The sequence below is a fragment of the Brevibacterium sp. BRM-1 genome (assembly GCF_026802075.1).
GTDB classification, from domain to species: domain Bacteria; phylum Actinomycetota; class Actinomycetes; order Actinomycetales; family Brevibacteriaceae; genus Brevibacterium; species Brevibacterium rongguiense.
On record NZ_CP113788.1, the window covers coordinates 1,458,611 to 1,475,808 of the forward strand.

13 protein-coding genes are annotated in these 17,198 nt (G+C 69.6%); 2 read left to right on the plus strand and 11 right to left on the minus strand.

What is annotated here, in order from left to right; all coding sequences use genetic code 11:
• Positions 1–25 precede the first annotated feature (25 nt).
• Positions 26–1,372, plus strand: coding sequence for an ISL3 family transposase (locus tag BRM1_RS06410; RefSeq protein WP_268529728.1), 1,347 nt, complete (start codon positions 26–28; stop codon positions 1,370–1,372).
• Between the two features lie 541 nt (positions 1,373–1,913).
• Here BRM1_RS06410 and BRM1_RS06415 read toward each other — a convergent pair.
• From BRM1_RS06415 to BRM1_RS06455, 9 genes are all read right to left on the minus strand, one after another.
• On the minus strand, positions 1,914–3,566 hold the full coding sequence (locus tag BRM1_RS06415; RefSeq protein ID WP_268529484.1) for an APC family permease: 1,653 nt from the start codon (positions 3,564–3,566) through the stop codon (positions 1,914–1,916).
• 27 nt (positions 3,567–3,593) lie between these two features.
• Positions 3,594–4,997, minus strand: a complete 1,404-nt coding sequence (locus BRM1_RS06420) for a glutamate decarboxylase (RefSeq protein WP_268529486.1) — start codon at positions 4,995–4,997, stop codon at positions 3,594–3,596.
• A gap of 345 nt (positions 4,998–5,342) precedes the next feature.
• Complete coding sequence (locus tag BRM1_RS06425; protein WP_268529488.1) at positions 5,343–6,179, minus strand: ABC transporter ATP-binding protein; 837 nt, start codon at positions 6,177–6,179, stop codon at positions 5,343–5,345.
• Complete coding sequence (locus BRM1_RS06430; protein ID WP_268529489.1) at positions 6,176–7,285, minus strand: FecCD family ABC transporter permease; 1,110 nt, start codon at positions 7,283–7,285, stop codon at positions 6,176–6,178. Before BRM1_RS06430 ends, BRM1_RS06425 begins: the two co-directional genes overlap by 4 nt.
• A complete protein-coding gene (locus BRM1_RS06435; protein WP_268529492.1) occupies positions 7,282–8,391 on the minus strand; it encodes a FecCD family ABC transporter permease in 1,110 nt (369 codons plus the stop codon). The genes BRM1_RS06430 and BRM1_RS06435 overlap by 4 nt, the downstream gene beginning before the upstream one ends.
• Positions 8,358–9,425: a hypothetical protein gene (locus tag BRM1_RS06440; RefSeq protein WP_268529494.1), complete on the minus strand. Its 1,068-nt coding sequence runs from the start codon at positions 9,423–9,425 to the stop codon at positions 8,358–8,360. The genes BRM1_RS06435 and BRM1_RS06440 overlap by 34 nt, the downstream gene beginning before the upstream one ends.
• Positions 9,422–12,061 (minus strand): hypothetical protein, encoded by a 2,640-nt coding sequence (locus BRM1_RS06445; protein WP_268529497.1) that lies wholly within the window; start codon positions 12,059–12,061, stop codon positions 9,422–9,424. Before BRM1_RS06445 ends, BRM1_RS06440 begins: the two co-directional genes overlap by 4 nt.
• 73 nt (positions 12,062–12,134) lie before the next feature.
• Entirely contained in the window at positions 12,135–13,301 is a 1,167-nt protein-coding gene (locus tag BRM1_RS06450; protein ID WP_268529500.1) for an ABC transporter substrate-binding protein, read from the minus strand.
• A gap of 252 nt (positions 13,302–13,553) precedes the next feature.
• The gene (locus BRM1_RS06455; RefSeq protein ID WP_268529503.1) at positions 13,554–14,366 is read right to left on the minus strand and encodes an exodeoxyribonuclease III; all 813 of its coding nucleotides are present in this window, start codon (positions 14,364–14,366) and stop codon (positions 13,554–13,556) included.
• A 58-nt stretch (positions 14,367–14,424) separates the two neighbouring features.
• Here BRM1_RS06455 and BRM1_RS06460 point away from each other — a divergent pair, with 58 nt between their 5' ends.
• Complete coding sequence (locus tag BRM1_RS06460; protein WP_268529506.1) at positions 14,425–14,916, plus strand: GNAT family N-acetyltransferase; 492 nt, start codon at positions 14,425–14,427, stop codon at positions 14,914–14,916.
• Between the two features lie 131 nt (positions 14,917–15,047).
• On the opposite strand, the gene BRM1_RS06465 is transcribed toward BRM1_RS06460, so the two are convergent.
• A complete protein-coding gene (locus tag BRM1_RS06465; protein WP_268529730.1) occupies positions 15,048–15,935 on the minus strand; it encodes a bifunctional methylenetetrahydrofolate dehydrogenase/methenyltetrahydrofolate cyclohydrolase in 888 nt (295 codons plus the stop codon).
• On the minus strand, positions 15,932–17,194 hold the full coding sequence (glyA, locus tag BRM1_RS06470) for a serine hydroxymethyltransferase (RefSeq protein ID WP_268529510.1): 1,263 nt from the start codon (positions 17,192–17,194) through the stop codon (positions 15,932–15,934). Before glyA ends, BRM1_RS06465 begins: the two co-directional genes overlap by 4 nt.
• Between the last annotated feature and the right edge of the window lie 4 nt (positions 17,195–17,198).

Here is a 17,198-nt window from a genome sequence, read left to right on the forward strand (position 1 = left end):
GGTAGGGGTCGAGGTCTCCCGGATGATGGAAGTTCTTCACGCTCGCCATCCCGAAAGACCTCGACGTGCTCCACCCTACTTTCGCACCCCTGACCTGACCACGTTCTGCCGCCTCGACGAGCTCGGCCTCGTCGCCGTCGGCCAGCTGATCGAGCCGGATCGGGCCACGATCGAATGCCGCGTCGTCGGGGACGACCCGTGGTGTCGGAAGTGCGGTGTCGAGGGCGTGCCGCGGGACACGGTCACGCGTCGACTGGCGCACGAGCCGTTCGGGCACCGGCCGACGACCCTGCTGGTGCGGGTGCGCCGGTACCGGTGCGGACACTGCCGGCGCACGTGGCGGCAGGACATGACGCGGGCAGCGGCGCCGCGTGCGAAGATCTCCCGCGGCGGCCTGGAGTGGGCGCTGCGGGGCATCGTCATCGACCACCTCACCGTCACCCGCGTCGCCGCAGGTCTCGGGGTGTCCTGGAGTGCCGCGAACGCCGCCGTCCTCGCGGAAGGCAAGCGGCGCCTGATCGACGACCCCGCCCGGTTCGACGGGGTCACCACGATCGGTGTCGACGAGCACGTCTGGCGACACACGAGGCTGGGCGACAAGTACGTCACCGTGATCATCGACCTCACGCCCGCGAGGAACAAGACCGGGCCGGCGAGGCTGCTGGACATGGTCGAGGGCCGCTCCAAGGCGGTGTTCAAGCAGTGGCTCGCCGCCCGCCCTGCGGACTGGGCGAAGCGGATCGAGGTGGTCGCGATGGACGGCTTCGCCGGGTTCAAGACCGCTGCCGCCGAGGAACTCCCCGACGCCGTCCCCGTCATGGACCCGTTCCACGTGGTCCGCCTCGCCGGCGACGCGCTGGATGTCTGCCGGCGTCGGGTCCAGCAAGACACCACTGGTCACCGCGGGCTCAAGGGCGACCCGCTCTACAAAGCCCGCCGCACCCTGCACACCGGGGCGAGCCTGCTCACCGACCGGCAGCGGGCACGCCTGGACGCAGTGTTCGCGAGCGAGGAGCACGTCGAGGTCGAGGCGACCTGGGGCATCTACCAGCGCATCGTCGCGGCCTACCGGGAGCCCGACAAGAAAAAAGCGAAGGCGATGATGCAGGAGGTGATCGCTGCGATCAGCAGCGGCGTTCCCGCGGCGCTCGTCGAGGTCCGCAAGCTCGGCCGGACCATGAAGCAGCGGGCGGGCGACATCCTCGCGTTCTTCGACCGCCCCGGCACCAGCAACGGCCCGACCGAGGCCATCAACGGGCGACTCGAACACCTCCGCGGCTCCGCCCTCGGCTTCCGCAACCTCACCCACTACATCGCTCGGTCGCTGCTCGAAGCCGGAGGGTTCAGACCCGCGCTACACCCTCATTCGTGAAGAGCCATGTTCGTCATCGGCGCGGTTCTTGCGCTCATCAGTTTCAGGATCGTCGCTCTGAGCTAGCGAAGGCATCTTCCGTAGCGCGCCGCCGGGCATTGCCGTCCGATGCGACTGGCAGCGCAGTCGCGCCGGAGGCAGCCGCCAGGCTCAGAAGATGCTTGCGATCCGGCGGGCCTGTCGCTGTCAAGGGACGCCGTGCAGTCGAATGCAGGGAGAGTGGCATGGTGACGTCTGCGCTCGGGGTGCATGTGGTCTCGCCTTCGCACGGTCGCGCGATGATCAGGTTCGCCGCGTATTGCGACAGGTTGATCAGTATGGCAACCATGAGCGGTCCAATCGCGAGTGTCGTCGCGACATCGAAGATGCTGAGATCGCGCGCGTCGCTTTTCCTCAGGGAGTATGCGGATGGACATCGCCATGCGGCGTCCCGGGATACGGAGGACTCGCCCGAAGTTGTGAACTCTCTCGAGCCAGTCTCCCGCGACACCTAGTCCGTCGTCCGCAACGGGCTATGTCATTATGCGGCGCCTGGAGGCGTTCAGTCCTCGTGACGTTCCTGCGGCTTCCTCCCAGTGGGCTCGCTACCGCTGTCGGGCGTGCCCGAGTCCGCCTCAGCACCCATTATCGGATTCACCAGAACGATGTCGGAGCTCGATTTCTCCGCCGTGCTCCGTTGGTCCCAGGTTGGGCGGCGCACGGCGTAAAAGACCAGCGGAGGGCCGCCCAGTAGCAGCACGACGACGGCGACGACCAGGGGGTAGGTGGCATCGGAGAGCCCAGAGAACCCGGTAGGGCGGATGAAGGCGAGAATGAAGGCTGCGGCGCAGGAGATGAAACCCAAGCCTGCCACCAGGGGCATCACAGGCGTCCGGTAGCTACGAACAACCCTTGGTTGCGTCCGGCGCAGCCGGATCGCGGCGGCGAACATCAGCATGTACATGATGAGGTAGAGCGCTGCTGCCATGTCCACCAGGGCGACGAATGCTGTGTTGCCATTGGGGACGAGGACGAAGAGCAGTGCGAGCAACGTCACGATCACTCCTTGCACCGCGAGGATGCCCACCTGCACCCCTGCCTTGTTCCGGCGCTGGAGCAACGGCGGAAGCAGTCCCGTCCGCGCGGCGGCGAGCAGGCCGCGTGAGGGCCCGGCAATCCACGTCACCACCGAGGCGAAAGCACCGAGTGCGACGAGCAGCGAGATCACCGGTGTGCCCCACGAGATGCCCCAGTGGTCGAAGAAGGTCTGGAAGGCCAGGTTGATGCCGTTGGTCACCCCGAGGTCGGTTTGCGGCACGGCCACGGCGATCGCGATTGTGGGGAGGATGAACACACCCAGGATGAGGATCGTGGCGAAGGCTATCGATCGGGGAAAGCCGCGTCCCGGGTTCTTCAGATCGTTCGCGTGCACCGCATTGACTTCCATGCCCGCATAGGCGAGAACGTTCGAGACCACGAGGACGATCGCGGCGATCCCGGTCCAGGGCGGTATGGCCGCTGAAGGCTGTAGTGAGGTCTCGGAATGTTCTCCCGTGCCCAGCCAGAGCGCTCCGAGCGCGATCAGGAGAACCGCGGGGAGGATCGTGCCGAAGATCCCGCTCCAGCTGCCGACTTTGGCGAAGAGGTTGCCGCCGGCGAGAGTGATGAGAGTCGATCCCCAGTAGAGGACGAGGATGACGATGGCGGTGTAGATCCCGCTCTGTGCGAGATCGGGCTTTCCGACGACGAACGACAAGCTTGCCGCGATGAAGGCGATCTGCGTGGGATACCACACGACGTTCTGAATCCACTGGAGCCAGATCGCGACGAACCCTGCGCGTTCGCCGAAGGCCTCACGCACCCAGGTGAAGATGCCGCCTTTCCACCCCGTTGCCAGCTCCGCTGCTACGAGCGCGGTCGGCACGAGGAACAGAATCGCGGGGATGACGAAGAGCGTGATGGAGCCCAGGCCATAGGTGGCCATTGCGGGCAGGGATCGCAGCGACGCCACCACTACCACCGTGAGCATTGACAGCTGCACGACCGACAGGTAGGTCGTCGCTCCTGCTGCGGGGGCGCCAATCGCCGGCCCTGTGTGGTTTCTTGGGCGGCGGTTACCCGATCGGCCGTACGGATGAGGTTTGACGTGCTCCGCCGTAGGGGCCTGAGTGCCGTCCGCGCGCTCGTCCGGTCCTGCGGACTCGTGGTGAGACATCAGCTCGTCCCGTCCTTGTGCTCTGGGTCAGTGGTGGAATCCGGATTGTTGGCCTTCTGCGGGCAGCGGGCCTTCGAGGGCATCGAGGTAGGCGACTGCTTCCCGGAGGTCTGCGAGGAACGAGAAGGCGAGGTCGTGGCTGAACCCGTTGCGGACGACGATGCGCTGGACGGTGATGTCCACGAGGTCGGCCGGCATCGGGTACGCGGGCACGAGCCAACCCTTCATGCGGAGCCGTTCCGACAGGTGGTACAGATTCCAGTTCTGTGTGTAACCATCTCGTAGGCGCCACGCGAATACGGGGATGTCCGAGCCGTCGTTCCAGAGCTCGAAGGCCGGAATCTTCGCGATCTCGCTCGAGAGGTAGAGCGCAACGTCTTGGGTCGACTGCTGCACGGCGTGGAAACCTGTGCGTCCCAGTCGCAAGAATAGGTAGTACTGCAGGAGGACCTGCGCGCCGGGGCGGGAGAAATTCAGAGCGAATGTCGGCATGTTGCCGCCGAGATAGCTGACGCGGAAGATCAGGTCGTCGGGGAGCGCGGTGATGTCCCGCCAAACGACCCAGCCGAGCCCCGGGTAGACGAGGCCGTACTTGTGTCCCGATGTATTGATCGAGGCGACGCGCTCGATGCGGAAGTCCCATTCCAGATCCGGCTGCAAGAAGGGAGCGATCATGGCACCGGACGCGCCGTCAACGTGGATGGGCACGTCGATTCCGGTGGCCTCCTGGATGCGATCGAGCGCCGCGGCGATGGCCGCGACGGGCTCGTACATCCCTGTGTAGGTGACGCCCAGGATCGCGACAACGCCGATAGTGTTCTCGTCGACATACTTCTCGAGGCCGTGACCGTCGAGAACCTTATGTTCCTCGGAGATGGGAACATACCTTGGTTCGACCTCGAAGTAGTTGCAGAATTTCTCCCAGCACACTTGCACCGCGCTGGAGAGCACGATGTTCGGCTTCTCGGTGGGTTCTCCAGCACTGCGGCGCGCATGCTGCCAGCGGCGCTTGAGGGCGAGGCCACCTAGCATGCATGCTTCGGACGAGCCGATCGTGGATGTCCCGATGCTATCGGCGGGGTCCGGAGCGTGCCAGAGATCGGCGAGCATACGCCAACACCGCGTCTCGATGGCTGCCGTCTGCGGATACTCGTCCTTGTCGATCATGTTCTTATCGGCGGCTTCGAGATAAAGCCGAGACGCGTGATCGTCCATCCAGGTGCCGACGAAAGTCGCGAGATTGAGTCGGGCATTCCCGTCGAGCATCATCTCGTCGTGGACGATCTGATAAGCGGTTTCCTGCAGCGATTCCTCCTCGGGGAAGAGAAACTTCGGCAGCATCGTAGCCTCTCCCGGCCTGGAGAAGATCGGGTTGAGCTCGACCCGGTTGAGTCCATCCTCGTGCCGCGTGATGCGTTGCGTGTTCGACATTATTTTCCTCCTTCACCGTGCAGCGCAGGCGGGGTTGCCAACACCCAATTCCAGTGAAGTTCTGACAATTCGTGCAGACGATTGGGTCTGCCAATCTCCCGGAGGGGACGCCGCATGGTGCGGTTGGTGTTTTGTCAGCGCAGATGTCGGCGCGGGTTCAGTGCGACGATATCGAAGCTGGACAGAGCGAGAAGTGCGCCTACGGCAAACATAGCATCACGAAGTCGGAGTAGCTCTGATGCACCTCCCCACACTGATCCGCCAACGTCGTGGGCGATGTCAAGGCGTCGAAGCAACATGGGGCTCGCCGGCGAGCCCCATGTTGCTTCGACGCCTTGACATCGCCTAGTGCCCGACCGGCCGTCGGTGCGCTAGCGGCACCACGAGCGGCGTTCCCGTCTCCGGGTCCGGGATGATGCGCGAGCGCAGCCCGAACACGGCCTCGATGGCCTCCGCGGTCACGATGTCGTTCGGCCGCCCCTGCGCCACGATTCGCCCCTCTCGCATGAGCACGATGTGCGTGGCGTAGCGGAATGCGAGGTTGAGGTCGTGGAGGACCACGAGGACCGTCCTGCCCTGCCGCTGGAGGTCGGCGGCCAGGTCGAGCACCTCGATCTGGTGGGTGATGTCGAGGTACGTGGTGGGCTCGTCGAGCATGAGAATGTCCGTCTGCTGGGCGAGCACCATGGCGATCCAGACGCGCTGGCGCTGGCCGCCCGACAGGGCGTGGACGGGCCGCGCGGCGAGCTCGGCGATCGAGGCGGCGGCGAGCGCCTCGTCGACGGCGCGCTCATCCGACTCGCTCCACTGGTGGAGCAGCCCCTGGTGCGGGTAGCGCCCGCGGGCGACGAGGTCGGCCACCGTGATGTCGCCGGGCGAGTTCGACTGCTGCGGCAGCAGGCCCAGCCGGCGCGCGATCTCCTTGGACTTCAGCGAGCGGATGTCCGCGCCGTCGAGCCAGATGCTGCCCGCCTCGGGGGCGAGCACGCGCGCCAGCGCCTTGAGCAGGGTGGACTTCCCGCAGGCGTTCGGCCCCAGGACCACGGTCAGCTCTCCCGGCAGCAGCGCGAAGTCCACTCCCGTCAGCACGCGGTGGTCGCCGTAGCCCACGTCCAGGGCCGCGGCGCGGATGGGCACCGCCGCGCGGCTGCGCAGCTGGGCGGGATCGGTGCTCGTGCTCATACGGTTCCCCTCCGGAATTCCATGAACAGCAGGATGATGAGGTAGACGCCGCCCACGCTCGACGTCACGATGCCCACGGCGATCTCGTTGGGTGCGAAGATCCGCTGGGCGACGATGTCGGACACGCTCACGAGCAGCGCGCCGAGCACCGCCGAGGTGCCGAGCGCGGCGCCCGCGGTGCGCCCGAGGCGCCGGGCGATGTGCGGGGCGGCGAGCGCGACGAAGGCGATGGGCCCTGCCACGGCGGTGGCGAGCGAGACGAGCACGACGCCCGCCGCGAGGGTCAGCCGGCGCACCCAGAGGATCGGCACGCCCAGCCCGATCGAGGCCTCGGCGCCCATGGGCATGACCGCCAGCGGCTTGGCGAGCCAGACGAGGAGTGGGATGACGGCGACGAGCACGGGCGCCAGCCAGAGCAGCCGGCCGAAGCTCATCCCGTTGAGCGAGCCCACGTTCCACTGGGCCGCGTGCTGGGCGGCCTCGAGCGGGGCGCGCACGAGCAGCAGGCTGTCGACCGCCTTGAGCGCGGCGGAGGCGCCGATGCCGATGAGGACCATGCGGAAGCCGGGTGTTGCGAGGCCGCCGGCGAGCAGCGAGATGAGGCCCGCGGCGGCCAGCCCGCCCAACAGCGCGCCGAGCGGTGTCTGGATGCCCGAGCCGCCGAACACGATGATCGCGATGATCGCGCCCGTCGAGGAGCCGGCGGAGAAGCCGATGATGTCCGGGCTGCCCAGCGGGTTGCCCGAGTAGACCTGGAACAGCGCGCCGCTGATGCCCAGCGCAGCGCCCACGAGGAGCGCGCCCACCGCGCGCGGCAGGCGCACCTCCTGGACGAAGTAGTTGGCGAGCCGGTCATCGGAGCCGCCGAACAGCGCGGTGAGGGACTCCCCCGCGCTCAGCCCGTAGTCGCCGATCATGAGCGAGACGAGGAAGACCGCGGCCGCGAGGGCCGTGCCGATCGCGCACACGGCTGCCAGGCGCGGTTCGAAGCGCAGGCTCAGGCCCCCGAGGCGCAGGGTCGCGAAGCGGCTGCCGGCCCGAGCGCTCCCACGGGTCCGGGGCCTGCGGGCGGGCGGGGCCACGGCCTGGGGCGGGTTGACGGTCATGAGCGGTTGAGTCCCTTCGTCCGGCGCACGATCCAGATGAAGAACGGCGCTCCGGCCAGCGAGGCCACGATGCCCACCTGGATCTCCGCGGGGGCGACGATGATGCGAGCCAGCACGTCGGCGGCGAGCATCCACGCGGCTCCCAGCAGCGCCGCGAGCACCAGCGTCCAGCCCAGCGAGTCGCGCATGACGCGCCGGGCGATGACGGTCACCGCCAGGCCCACGAAGGTCAGCGGGCCCGCAATGGCCGTGGCCGCCGCGGCCAGCAGCGTGACGGCGATGAGCGCGCACGTGCGGATGAGGCCCACCCGCACGCCCAGGCCGATCGCGGCTTCCTCCCCCAGGGCGAGCGCCGAGAGCCCCGGCACGACGGCGACCGCGGCCAGCAACCCCAGCACGATGACGCAGGCGGGGATGAGGAGGTCCGCGTACGCCCGGCCCTCGAGGTTGCCCACCACCCAGAAGCGGAACTCGTTGAACACCGCCTGGTCGCCCAGGATGATCGTCTGGGTGATCGCGGTGAGCGCCGCGCTGATCGCGACGCCGGCCAGCGCCAGGCGCACCGGGGACGAATTGCGCCGGCCGGCGATGCCGAGGAAGTACACGCCCGCCGACGCAGCGGCCGCTCCCACGAAGGCCGCGACCATGTTCGAGGTGGCCCCCATGGCCCCGGTGAGGGAGGCGCTGAGCACCACCGCGACCGAGGCGCCGGCGTTGATGCCGAGGATGCCGGGCTCTGCGAGGGGGTTGCGGGTCAGCGACTGCATGATCGCCGTTGCGGCGCCCAGCGCCAGTCCCACGACGAGGCCCGCGAGCGTGCGCGGCAGGCGCAGGCCGTAGACGACCTGCCCCGCGGCCGTAGTGCGGTCACCGGTGAGGGCGCGCAGCACCTCGGCGGGGCTGAGCAGGTTCGAGCCGAGCATGATCCCGGCCAGCGCAGCGAGGACGACGCAGCCCGCCGCCGCGAGCACCCAGGCCAGGCGGGCGGCGCGCAGCCGCCCCGGCCGGGCGGCGTGCCCGGCATGCGAGCCCGAGCCGGTCGCCGGCGCGGCCGCGCGCCCCGCTGTGCCCGTCAGTGCGCCGGATGCGAGGGATCCTGCCCCCACGGCTGCGGCTGCTGGCCCGGCACCGCCTGAAACTCGTGCGTGTCCTCGTCCTGCGGGGCCGCCGGCGCCGGCCCCTGGGCTTTTCCCGCCGCGGCGCCGCCCGCCGCACCGGCACCCGAGGCGGCCGTGGCGCCCGCGGCGCGCGGCCGGCCGAAGAATGCGATCGTGACGGTGGCGACCGCGAGCACGGCCAGGACGATGCCCACGACCCCGGTCCAGGGGAACGCGTTGTCGCGGCGCTCCAGCTCCGCCTGCAGGATGGTGTTCTGCTGGGTCAGCTCCTTGGCCGCCTCGTCCTCGCCCCCGCTCGTCCCCGTGTTCCCGGGTCCCTGCGCCTTCGCTGCGGCCGGGCCCTGCGCCTGGCCTCCCGCGCCGGCGGTGGAGCCCGCGGTGGACCCGCCCGAGGCGCCGGCTCCGCCCGTGCCGCCCTGGACCTGGCGGTTCGTCTTCGAGCCCCCGTCGACGGTCCTGCTGCCGCCTCCGGAAGAGGACGAGCCGCCGTTGTCGACGTCCGCATACCCGCCGGCGCTGGACTTCTTGCCGGTCGTGTTCGAGCTGTTCGTCACGGTGAAGTTGGGGCTGCGGTTCGTGTAGCCCTTCGAGCCCTTGCCCGGCACGGTCGTCGAGGCGAGGAACCGCAGCCAGTGCTGCCCGTCGGCCAGGTCCTTCGGGATCGTGATCGAGCCGCTCACGGTGCTGCTCTTGGGGATCTTCTGCTGGTGGACCACGCCCTGGCCCTGGATGGACTGGTCGCCCTGCGAGCTGCCGCCGTCGTCGAACTTCACGTAGACGGTCTCGCCGCCCGGGAAGCCGCGCAGCGTGAAGCTGATCCGGCCGCCGGCGCGCACGCTGCCCGGGCTGACGCTCGAGCTGGTGCCCGGGGTGCTCGCGCCCGCACCGCCGGGCGGCAGCGCGCTGGCAGGTGCTGCGACGAGCGCGGCGGCCAGGGCCAGGCCCAGCGCCGTGAGGGCCGCGAGCAGGGAGCGCGCGCCGCGCGCGCACAGGGAGCGGTCGAGTCGGGGGTGGCGGTTCATAGGGCCTTCCGCTTTCGGTTGCGCAGGGCGAAGACGGCGGCGGCGGTTCCGCTGCCGATCACGAGGATCGCGCCTGCGATGATGAGGAGCACGCTGTTCGGGTCGATCCCGGCGGGTCGGTAGCCATCGCCCAGGTACTCGGAGATGTCCGCGCCGGTGGTGCCGGCGTCGCGCTTGAGCGGCAGCTGGGCCCAGCCGGCGAGCTTGCCGTTGCGGTCGGCGAGCACCAGCTGGTAGTCGCCGTCCGGCAGGTTCGACACGTCCACCTGGATCTGCCCGGCCGAGTCGACCTGGAGCCAGCCCAGCGAGCTCGCACCCGGGTAGACGAACGGGGTGGTCCAGTCGCCGGGCTTGACGGCCTTGCCCACCTGGAGGGTGACGATGTTGCCGCTGATCGAGCCGGTGACGCCCCCGGTGTTCTGCTCGGTGAGCTCGTCGGTCGACCCGATGGGCGCCTTCGCCTCCCCCTTGGGCCGCGGCTGGCTCACCGCGGCCGGGGCGGCCGGGGCGGCCGCGGCGGTGCCGCCGTTGTTGATGACCGTCTCGTTGTTCACGGTCGTCACGGTGTTCGTGTTCGTCCCGCGCACCGTCGTGGTGCGCGAGCGCACCACCTGCCTGACCTGCTCGCGGGTGATCGTCTTCGCGGCCTGGGCGCTGGGGTTCTTCACGCGCGTCCAGCCGCGCACCCGGTCCTCCTGGTCCTGCATGACGACGTAGAAGGTGCCCGTGGGCAGGAGCGACTGGGCGTAGGCGATGTCGCGGATGGCGCCCTCGGGGCCGGTCCAGCGCAGCCACTTGCGGGTGCCGTGCGGGTACTGGACGTTGCCCGAATCCGCGTAGAGGCTGATGAAGAACCAGTCGCCCTTCTTCAGCTGGCGGGTGAAGACGCTGAGCGCGCCGTTCTGGTAGAAGGACCGGAAGCCCAGCGCATTGCCCTTCTTCAGGTCCTCACCGGGCTCGATGAGGTCGGGGGCAAGTGCCGGGATGCACGACTCGACGCAGAACGCGTTCGTGTCGACGTTGATGCCCTGCTTGGCGTTCTTCTTCATGGAGCCGGAGAGCAGGCGCAGCGAGTGGATGCCGGGGTCGAAGGCGGGCTCCGTCGTGCCCTTGCCCGTGCTGCCCTTCTTGGGCAGGGCGAACGTCGCATCGAAGCTGCCGTCGGCGCTGTTGACCTCGATGACGGCCCACAGGCTGCTGAGGGTCAGGGTCTGGGTGGCCGAGACCTTCACGTAGTCGGCCTTGTGGCGGCTGTAGGGCGCGCTCTTGTTGCCGTCGAGCTTGACGCCGATGACGGCGCCGCCGCTGTCCGGGTCCTTCGGGTTGTTGCACCAGCCCTTGCCGGTCACGTGGATCTGCTGGCCGTAGCGGAAGACCGAGCCGCTCTCGCCCTTCTTCACCCGGCCCACGGCCTCCACTTGGGCGGTGGGCGAGACCATCGAGGTCACGCACCGCTTCGAGTTCGCGGAGACATCGCCCGCGTAGTCCTTGCCGTCGACCGTGAGCGGCTTGGAGGTGGCGCTGTGCTTCGTGTCGCCGGACCTGGCACCGCTGCGCAGCGTCACCGTGAGCTTGGAGCCCGCCTGGAGCTTGGCCTGGGAGTTGCCGCGCAGCTTGGGCGGCAGGTTGGCCTCGGTGGGGACCTTCATCGTGGCGTCGAACGTGCCGTCGTCCGCGGCATCGGCGGTGAACCAGATCGTATCGCTCTGCTTGCCCGCCCCGTCGGTCAGGATCTCGTCTCCGCTGGCACCGGTGTGGACGAACTGGAAGTCCGTGCCGTCGGTGCGCCCCACGCGGGAGTTCAGGCTCAGCTCGACGCGGGCGCCCCGCGCCTTGTCCGCGGTGGTCCAGCCCGCCCCGCGGACGTGGATCTCACTGCCCGCGCCCGTCGACACGGCCCGGCGGATGCAGGCCTGCGCGGTCTGCCCGTTCGCGTAGTGGCTGACGGCGACCTCGCTGGCCTCGCAGGAGATCGTCGTGCTCGCCGGGTCCACGACGGCGGTGTCGAGGATGGGCGAGCGCTGCACGTCCCCGGTCTTGATCTGGCCGCTGAGCAGGTTGAACTGGTGCGTCTCACCGGCCTTCCATGCCTCCTTCTCCCGGTTGTTCGAGGCGGTGGGCTGGTCGAACGTCATCGTCCAGTCGCCGTTGGCATCGGCCTGCGTCACGGCCCAGAGGCTGGGGCGGGTGAGATCGCCGGGTCCGCCGCTGTCCTTCTCCTTGGGCCTGTACGTCTGGCCGTTGAGGGTGAGGTCGAACGTGCGCAGCGAGGCGCCGCCATCGAGCTTGAGGGCCACGGCGGCACCGGACTTCTTGTCCTTCGTCTTCCACCCGGTGCCGGAGAGCGTGACCTTCTCACCCGCCTTGATCGTGTCCGGGCTCGTCACCGTGTACTTCGTGCCGTCGTCATCGGAGAACTCGTGGGTCGTGCCGGCGGCGGCCGCGCGCGCGGACCCGCGGGCCGAGTCCCCGGATGCGGGCGCTCCCCCACCCGCGTCCATGCCGGATGCGCCGCCGGAGTCGTCCGCGGACTGCGTGGCCGCGAGTGCGGGCAGACCGCCGAAGGCCCCGCACGCCAGGAGCACGAGGCCCGCGGCGAAGGCGAGGACCGTGAGCAGGCGGCTCCGCCGCTTCATCGCTGTTGTCATGGTGTTGCGTTCCCGTCCTCGGGGCAGCGCGCTGCCCGATCCGTGTGCGCGTGCGCTGCGCTCAGCCCTGCTGGATGACATTGCTGCCCGGTGTCTGCGCGGGCGCCTGGGTGGACCCGGCGCCGTCCTCGCCGCTCCGCCCCGAGTCGCCCTGGTCCGCGCCGCCGTTCGATGCCCCGGCCCCGCCGGAGCCCTTGCCGTCCTGGTCGATGAGGATCTCGCTGACCTCGTCGACGATCGTGTTCATGAGGTAGTAGCCGCCAGTGGACGTCCACAGCGAGCCGTCGACGGGGAACACGTGCTTGTCCTTCACGGCCGTGAGCGCGGAGAAGCCCGGCGTGCTCATGGCCCCGGCCAGTGATTCCTGACCGGCCTGCGCGTCAGCCGCACCGCCGGCGTCGGGGTTGTTGACCGATGATCCGCCCAGGGTGCCGAAGAACATGTAGTCCGCGTCGATCGTCGCGATGTTCTCCAGCGACACCGGATCGCTGTGCCCGCGCCCATCGCGGTTCTGCGACTTGGGCCGCTTGAGCCCGAGGTCGGTGAGGGCCTGGCCCGGGGGGAGCTCCTTGAGCACGAGGGCGGGTGCGGAGCCCTGCCAGCGCACGATCGAGAAGGTCTTGTTCCCGTAGCCCTTCTTCTTGAGCTGGCCGCCGACGTCCTTGACGCGCTGGTCGTAGCCGGAGAGGAGCTTTTGGCCCTCGGCCTCCTTGTTCAGTGCCGTCGCCACGAGCGAGAAGTTGTCCTTCCACTTGCCGCCGGCGTAGCCCGTGTAGACGAGCGGCGCGATGGCCGCGAGCTTGTCCAGGGCCTCCTGGTTGTTGTTGATCGAGGTGCCGTCGACGAGGATGAGGTCCGGCTTGGCGGCGCCGATCTTCTCGTAGTCGGGATTGGCCACCCCGCCGAGGATCTCGATGTCCTGGCCCTTCGTGCCCTCCCCCTTGTCCTTGAGGTAGTTCGACACGCTCGACTGCCCGCGGCCGGAGACGATGCCGATCGGCGTCACGCCCAGCGCCAGGGCGGAGTCGGTGGCGGGCTCGCTGAGGGTGACGACGCGCTCGGGGCGCTCCGGGATCGTCACATCCTTGTCGTCGACGTCCTTGATCGTCCACGTCGGCCCGGACACACCTCCGTCGTGGGAACCGGAGGAGCAGCCGCCCAGCAGCGCGGTGCTGAGCACGAGCGAGGCGGCGGCGGCGCGCAGGATCTGTCGGCGCGGGAGGGGCATGTGCATCCTTAGCGTTGCATGAAGGCTTCCCTAAAGACGTATCACCTTACTGAGGTGAGGCACAACATTCAGACCGAAAGGCGAAACGGTTCGGTTTGCGCACGTGCGTTATGGATGTATGTGGTGAGGCGGCCCTAATCTTTTGCACTCAGGTCGCCGCGCGCCTGCCCGAGCACCACCGCGCCCGAGGTGCGGGCCGAGGATCCCCGCACCTCGGGCGCGGTGGAGTGGGAGCTGGGGCGGCGCCCGGGCTCAGCCCTGCAGGTCCGGCAGGTCGTAGTCGATGACGAGGGGGGCGTGGTCCGACCAGCGCTCGCCCCAGCTGGGCGCCCGGTCGACGCGAGCCGTGCGCGCCAGCGCGGCGAGTTCCGGGGTGGCCAGCTGGTAGTCGATCCGCCACCCGGCGTCGTTGTCGAACGCCTGCCCGCGCATCGACCACCACGTGTAGGGCCCCGGGACCTCACCGGCGAGCAACCGGTGGACGTCCACCCAGCCCAGCTCCCCGAAGAAGCGGTCGAAGTAGGCCCGCTCCTCCGGCAGGAAGCCCGCCTTCTTCCGGTTGGCCTTCCAGTTCTTGATGTCGAGCTCCGTGTGCCCCACGTTGAGGTCGCCCGTCACGAGGGCGAAGTCCGCGTGCTCGCGCAGCTCCGGGAGGCGCGTGAGCATCCGGTCCATGAACCGGTACTTGTCCTCCTGCTTGGGGGTGCCTGCCTCCCCCGAATGCACGTAGGCGGAGACGAGGGTGAGCAGCGAGCCGTCGGCGAGCTCGTAGTCGGCCTCGAGCCAGCGCCCGGCCCGGTCGAAGTACTCATCGCCGATCCCCCGGCGCACCGCGCGGGCGGGGACCCGGCCCAGCACCGCGACGCCTGCGCGGCCCTTGGCCTCGGCATCCGCGCTGTGGGCGTGCATGCCCAGCGGCTCCATGGCGCTCAGGGCGACCTCGTCCTGCGCGCGGACCTCCTGCAGCGTCATGAGGTGGGCCCCGGCCTCGCGTGCCCACGGCTCCATGCCCTTGCGCATGGCCGCGCGGATGCCGTTGACGTTGACGCCTGCGATGCGAATCATGGCTCCATCCTTTCACGGGGGCGTATTGTTGAACCAACGCCGACCACGAGGAGGAGCCATGGCGGATTCGACCGACTACGACGCCGATCGCCTGACGATCAGCCCCCTGGACGAGATCGATGCGCTCGAGCTGCGCGACTTCCTCGTCACCGCCCAGGAGGACTTCTGGGGCGAGCGGGACCTGATGTCGAGCCATGATCCCTACTGGTTCCGCCAGCTCGACTCGTCCGGCCTCGTGGCCCGCTACCAGAACCAGATCGTGGGCTACCTGCTGGGCGTCGTCCCGCAGGAGGGCCCGGGCTATATCCACCTCGCCGCCGCGCACAACGACTTCCGGCACCTGGGGATCGGGCGCGCGCTCTACGCCGCGTTCGTCGACCGCGCCCGCCAGCTGGGCAAGCAGGAGGTCCAGGCGACCACGGAGCCGGAGAATACCGGGGCCATCGCCTTCCACACGGACCTGGGCTTCGAGAGCGAGCTCATCATTGACTACGCGGGCCCCGAGCGCCCGCGCGTGCTGTTCACCCGCTCCCTGACCGTGGAGAGCTGAGCCTCCCGCACTCGCAGACGCAGCATTCCCAGTCGCCGCACTCGCAGTCCCCGCACTGCAGACGCGCCCGAGGCGCGGTCCGAGCATCGCTCGGGCCGCGCCTCGGGCGCGCTGTGGGAGGAGTGCGCCGCCTACGCGCGGTCCGCCTGCGCCTCCGCGAGGTCGACGACGTTGGCCAGCAGCATGGCCCGGGTCATGGGGCCCACTCCCCCGGGGTTGGGCGAGTACCACGAGGCGCGCTCCCGGGCCTCGCGCGAGATATCGCCCACGACCTTCGACTTGCCGGTCTCCGGATCCTCCTCGCGGGAGACGCCCACATCGATGAGCACGGCCCCGTCCTTGACCATGTCCGCGCTCACGATGTCCTTGACCCCGGCGGCGGAGACGATGACGTCGGCCTGCCGGACCAGGTCGGCCAGGTTCCGCGTGCCGGTGTGCGTGAGGGTGGCAGTCGCATTGACCGCCTTGCGGGTCAGCAGCAGGCCGATGGGCCGGCCCACGGTGACGCCGCGTCCTAGGACGACGACGTGCTTGCCGGCCAGGTCGATGCCGTGGCGCTCCATGAGCTCGACGATGCCGCGCGGGGTGCAGGGCAGGGGCGTGTCGATGGGGCCGTTGACCCGCAGCACCAGGCGTCCGAGGTTCGTCGGGTGCAGCCCGTCGGCGTCCTTGTCCGGGTCGACGAGCTCGAGCACGCGGTTGGCGTCGATCCCGTCGGGCAGGGGCAGCTGGACGATGAAGCCGGTGCAGGCCGGGTCCTCGTTGAGCCGGCGCACCGCCGCCTCGATATCGGCCTGCGAGGCGGTGGCGGGCAGGTCCTCGCGGATCGAGGCGATGCCCACCTCGGCGCAGTCGCGGTGCTTGCCCGCCACGTACCACTGCGAACCCGGGTCCTCGCCCACGAGCAGCGTGCCCAGGCCGGGCGTGCGGCCGGCCGCGACGAGTGCCTCGACGCGCGCGGCGAGCTCGCCCTTGATCGCCTTGGCCGTGGCCTTGCCGTCCAGGACCTGTGCCATCAGTACTGCTCCAGTCCGTCGTAGAGGGGGAAGTCCGCGGTGAGCTTCGCGACCCGGCCGCGCAGCGCCTGGGCGTCCGCGCCGGGCTTGAGCGCCTCGGCGATGACGTCGGCGACCTCGGCGAACTCCGCATCGCCGAAGCCGCGGGTGGCCAGCGCCGGCGTGCCGATCCGCAGGCCGGAGGTGACCATCGGGGGCCGCGGGTCGAAGGGCACGGCGTTGCGGTTGACCGTGATGCCGATCTCGTGGAGGAGGTCCTCGGCCTGCTTGCCGTCGAGCGCGGATTCGCGCAGGTCGACGAGGACGAGGTGGACATCGGTGCCGCCGGTCAGCACGCTGGCGCCGGCCTGGGCGACGTCGGAGGCCAGCAGGCGCTCGGCGAGGAGCTGGGCGCCGCGCACCGTGCGCTCCTGACGGTCCTTGAACTCCTGGCTCGCGGCGAGCTTGAAGGCGACGGCCTTGGCCGCGACGACGTGCATGAGCGGGCCGCCCTGCTGCCCCGGAAAGACGGCCGAGTTGAGCTTCTTGGCGTTGGCCTCGTCGCGGCTGAGGATGAAGCCGGAGCGGGGGCCGCCGATCGTCTTGTGCACGGTGGAGGAGACGACGTCGGCGAGCAGCACGGGGTTGGGGTGCAGCCCGGCGGCCACGAGGCCCGCGAAGTGGGCCATGTCGACCCACAGGACCGCGCCGACCTCGTCGGCGATCGCGCGGAACGCCTCGAAGTCGAGCTGGCGGGGGTACGCCGACCAGCCGGCGACGATGACCTTGGGCCGGTGCGCCAGCGCGCGCTCGCGGACCATGTCCATGTCGACGCGGTAGGTCTGCGGGCCCACCTCGTAGGTGGAGACGTCGAACAGGCGGCCGGAGAAGTTGAGCTTCATGCCGTGGGTGAGGTGCCCGCCGTGGGCCAGGTCGAGGCCGAGCAGGCCGTCGCCGGGCCGGGCGAAGGCGTGCATGACGGCGGCGTTCGCGCTCGCGCCGGAATGGGGCTGGACGTTGGCGTAGGCCGCGCCGAAGAGCGACTTCGCACGGTCGATCGCGAGCTCCTCGGCAACGTCGACGAACTCGCAGCCGCCGTAGTAGCGGCGCCCGGGGTAGCCCTCGGCGTACTTGTTCGTCAGGACGGAGCCCTGCGCCTCGAGCACGGCGCGCGGAACGAAGTTCTCCGAGGCGATCATCTCCAGCGTCGAGCGCTGGCGATTGAGCTCGTCGTCGAGGACGGCGGCGATCTCCGGGTCGATGGCGCCCAGCGAGGCGTCCATGGAA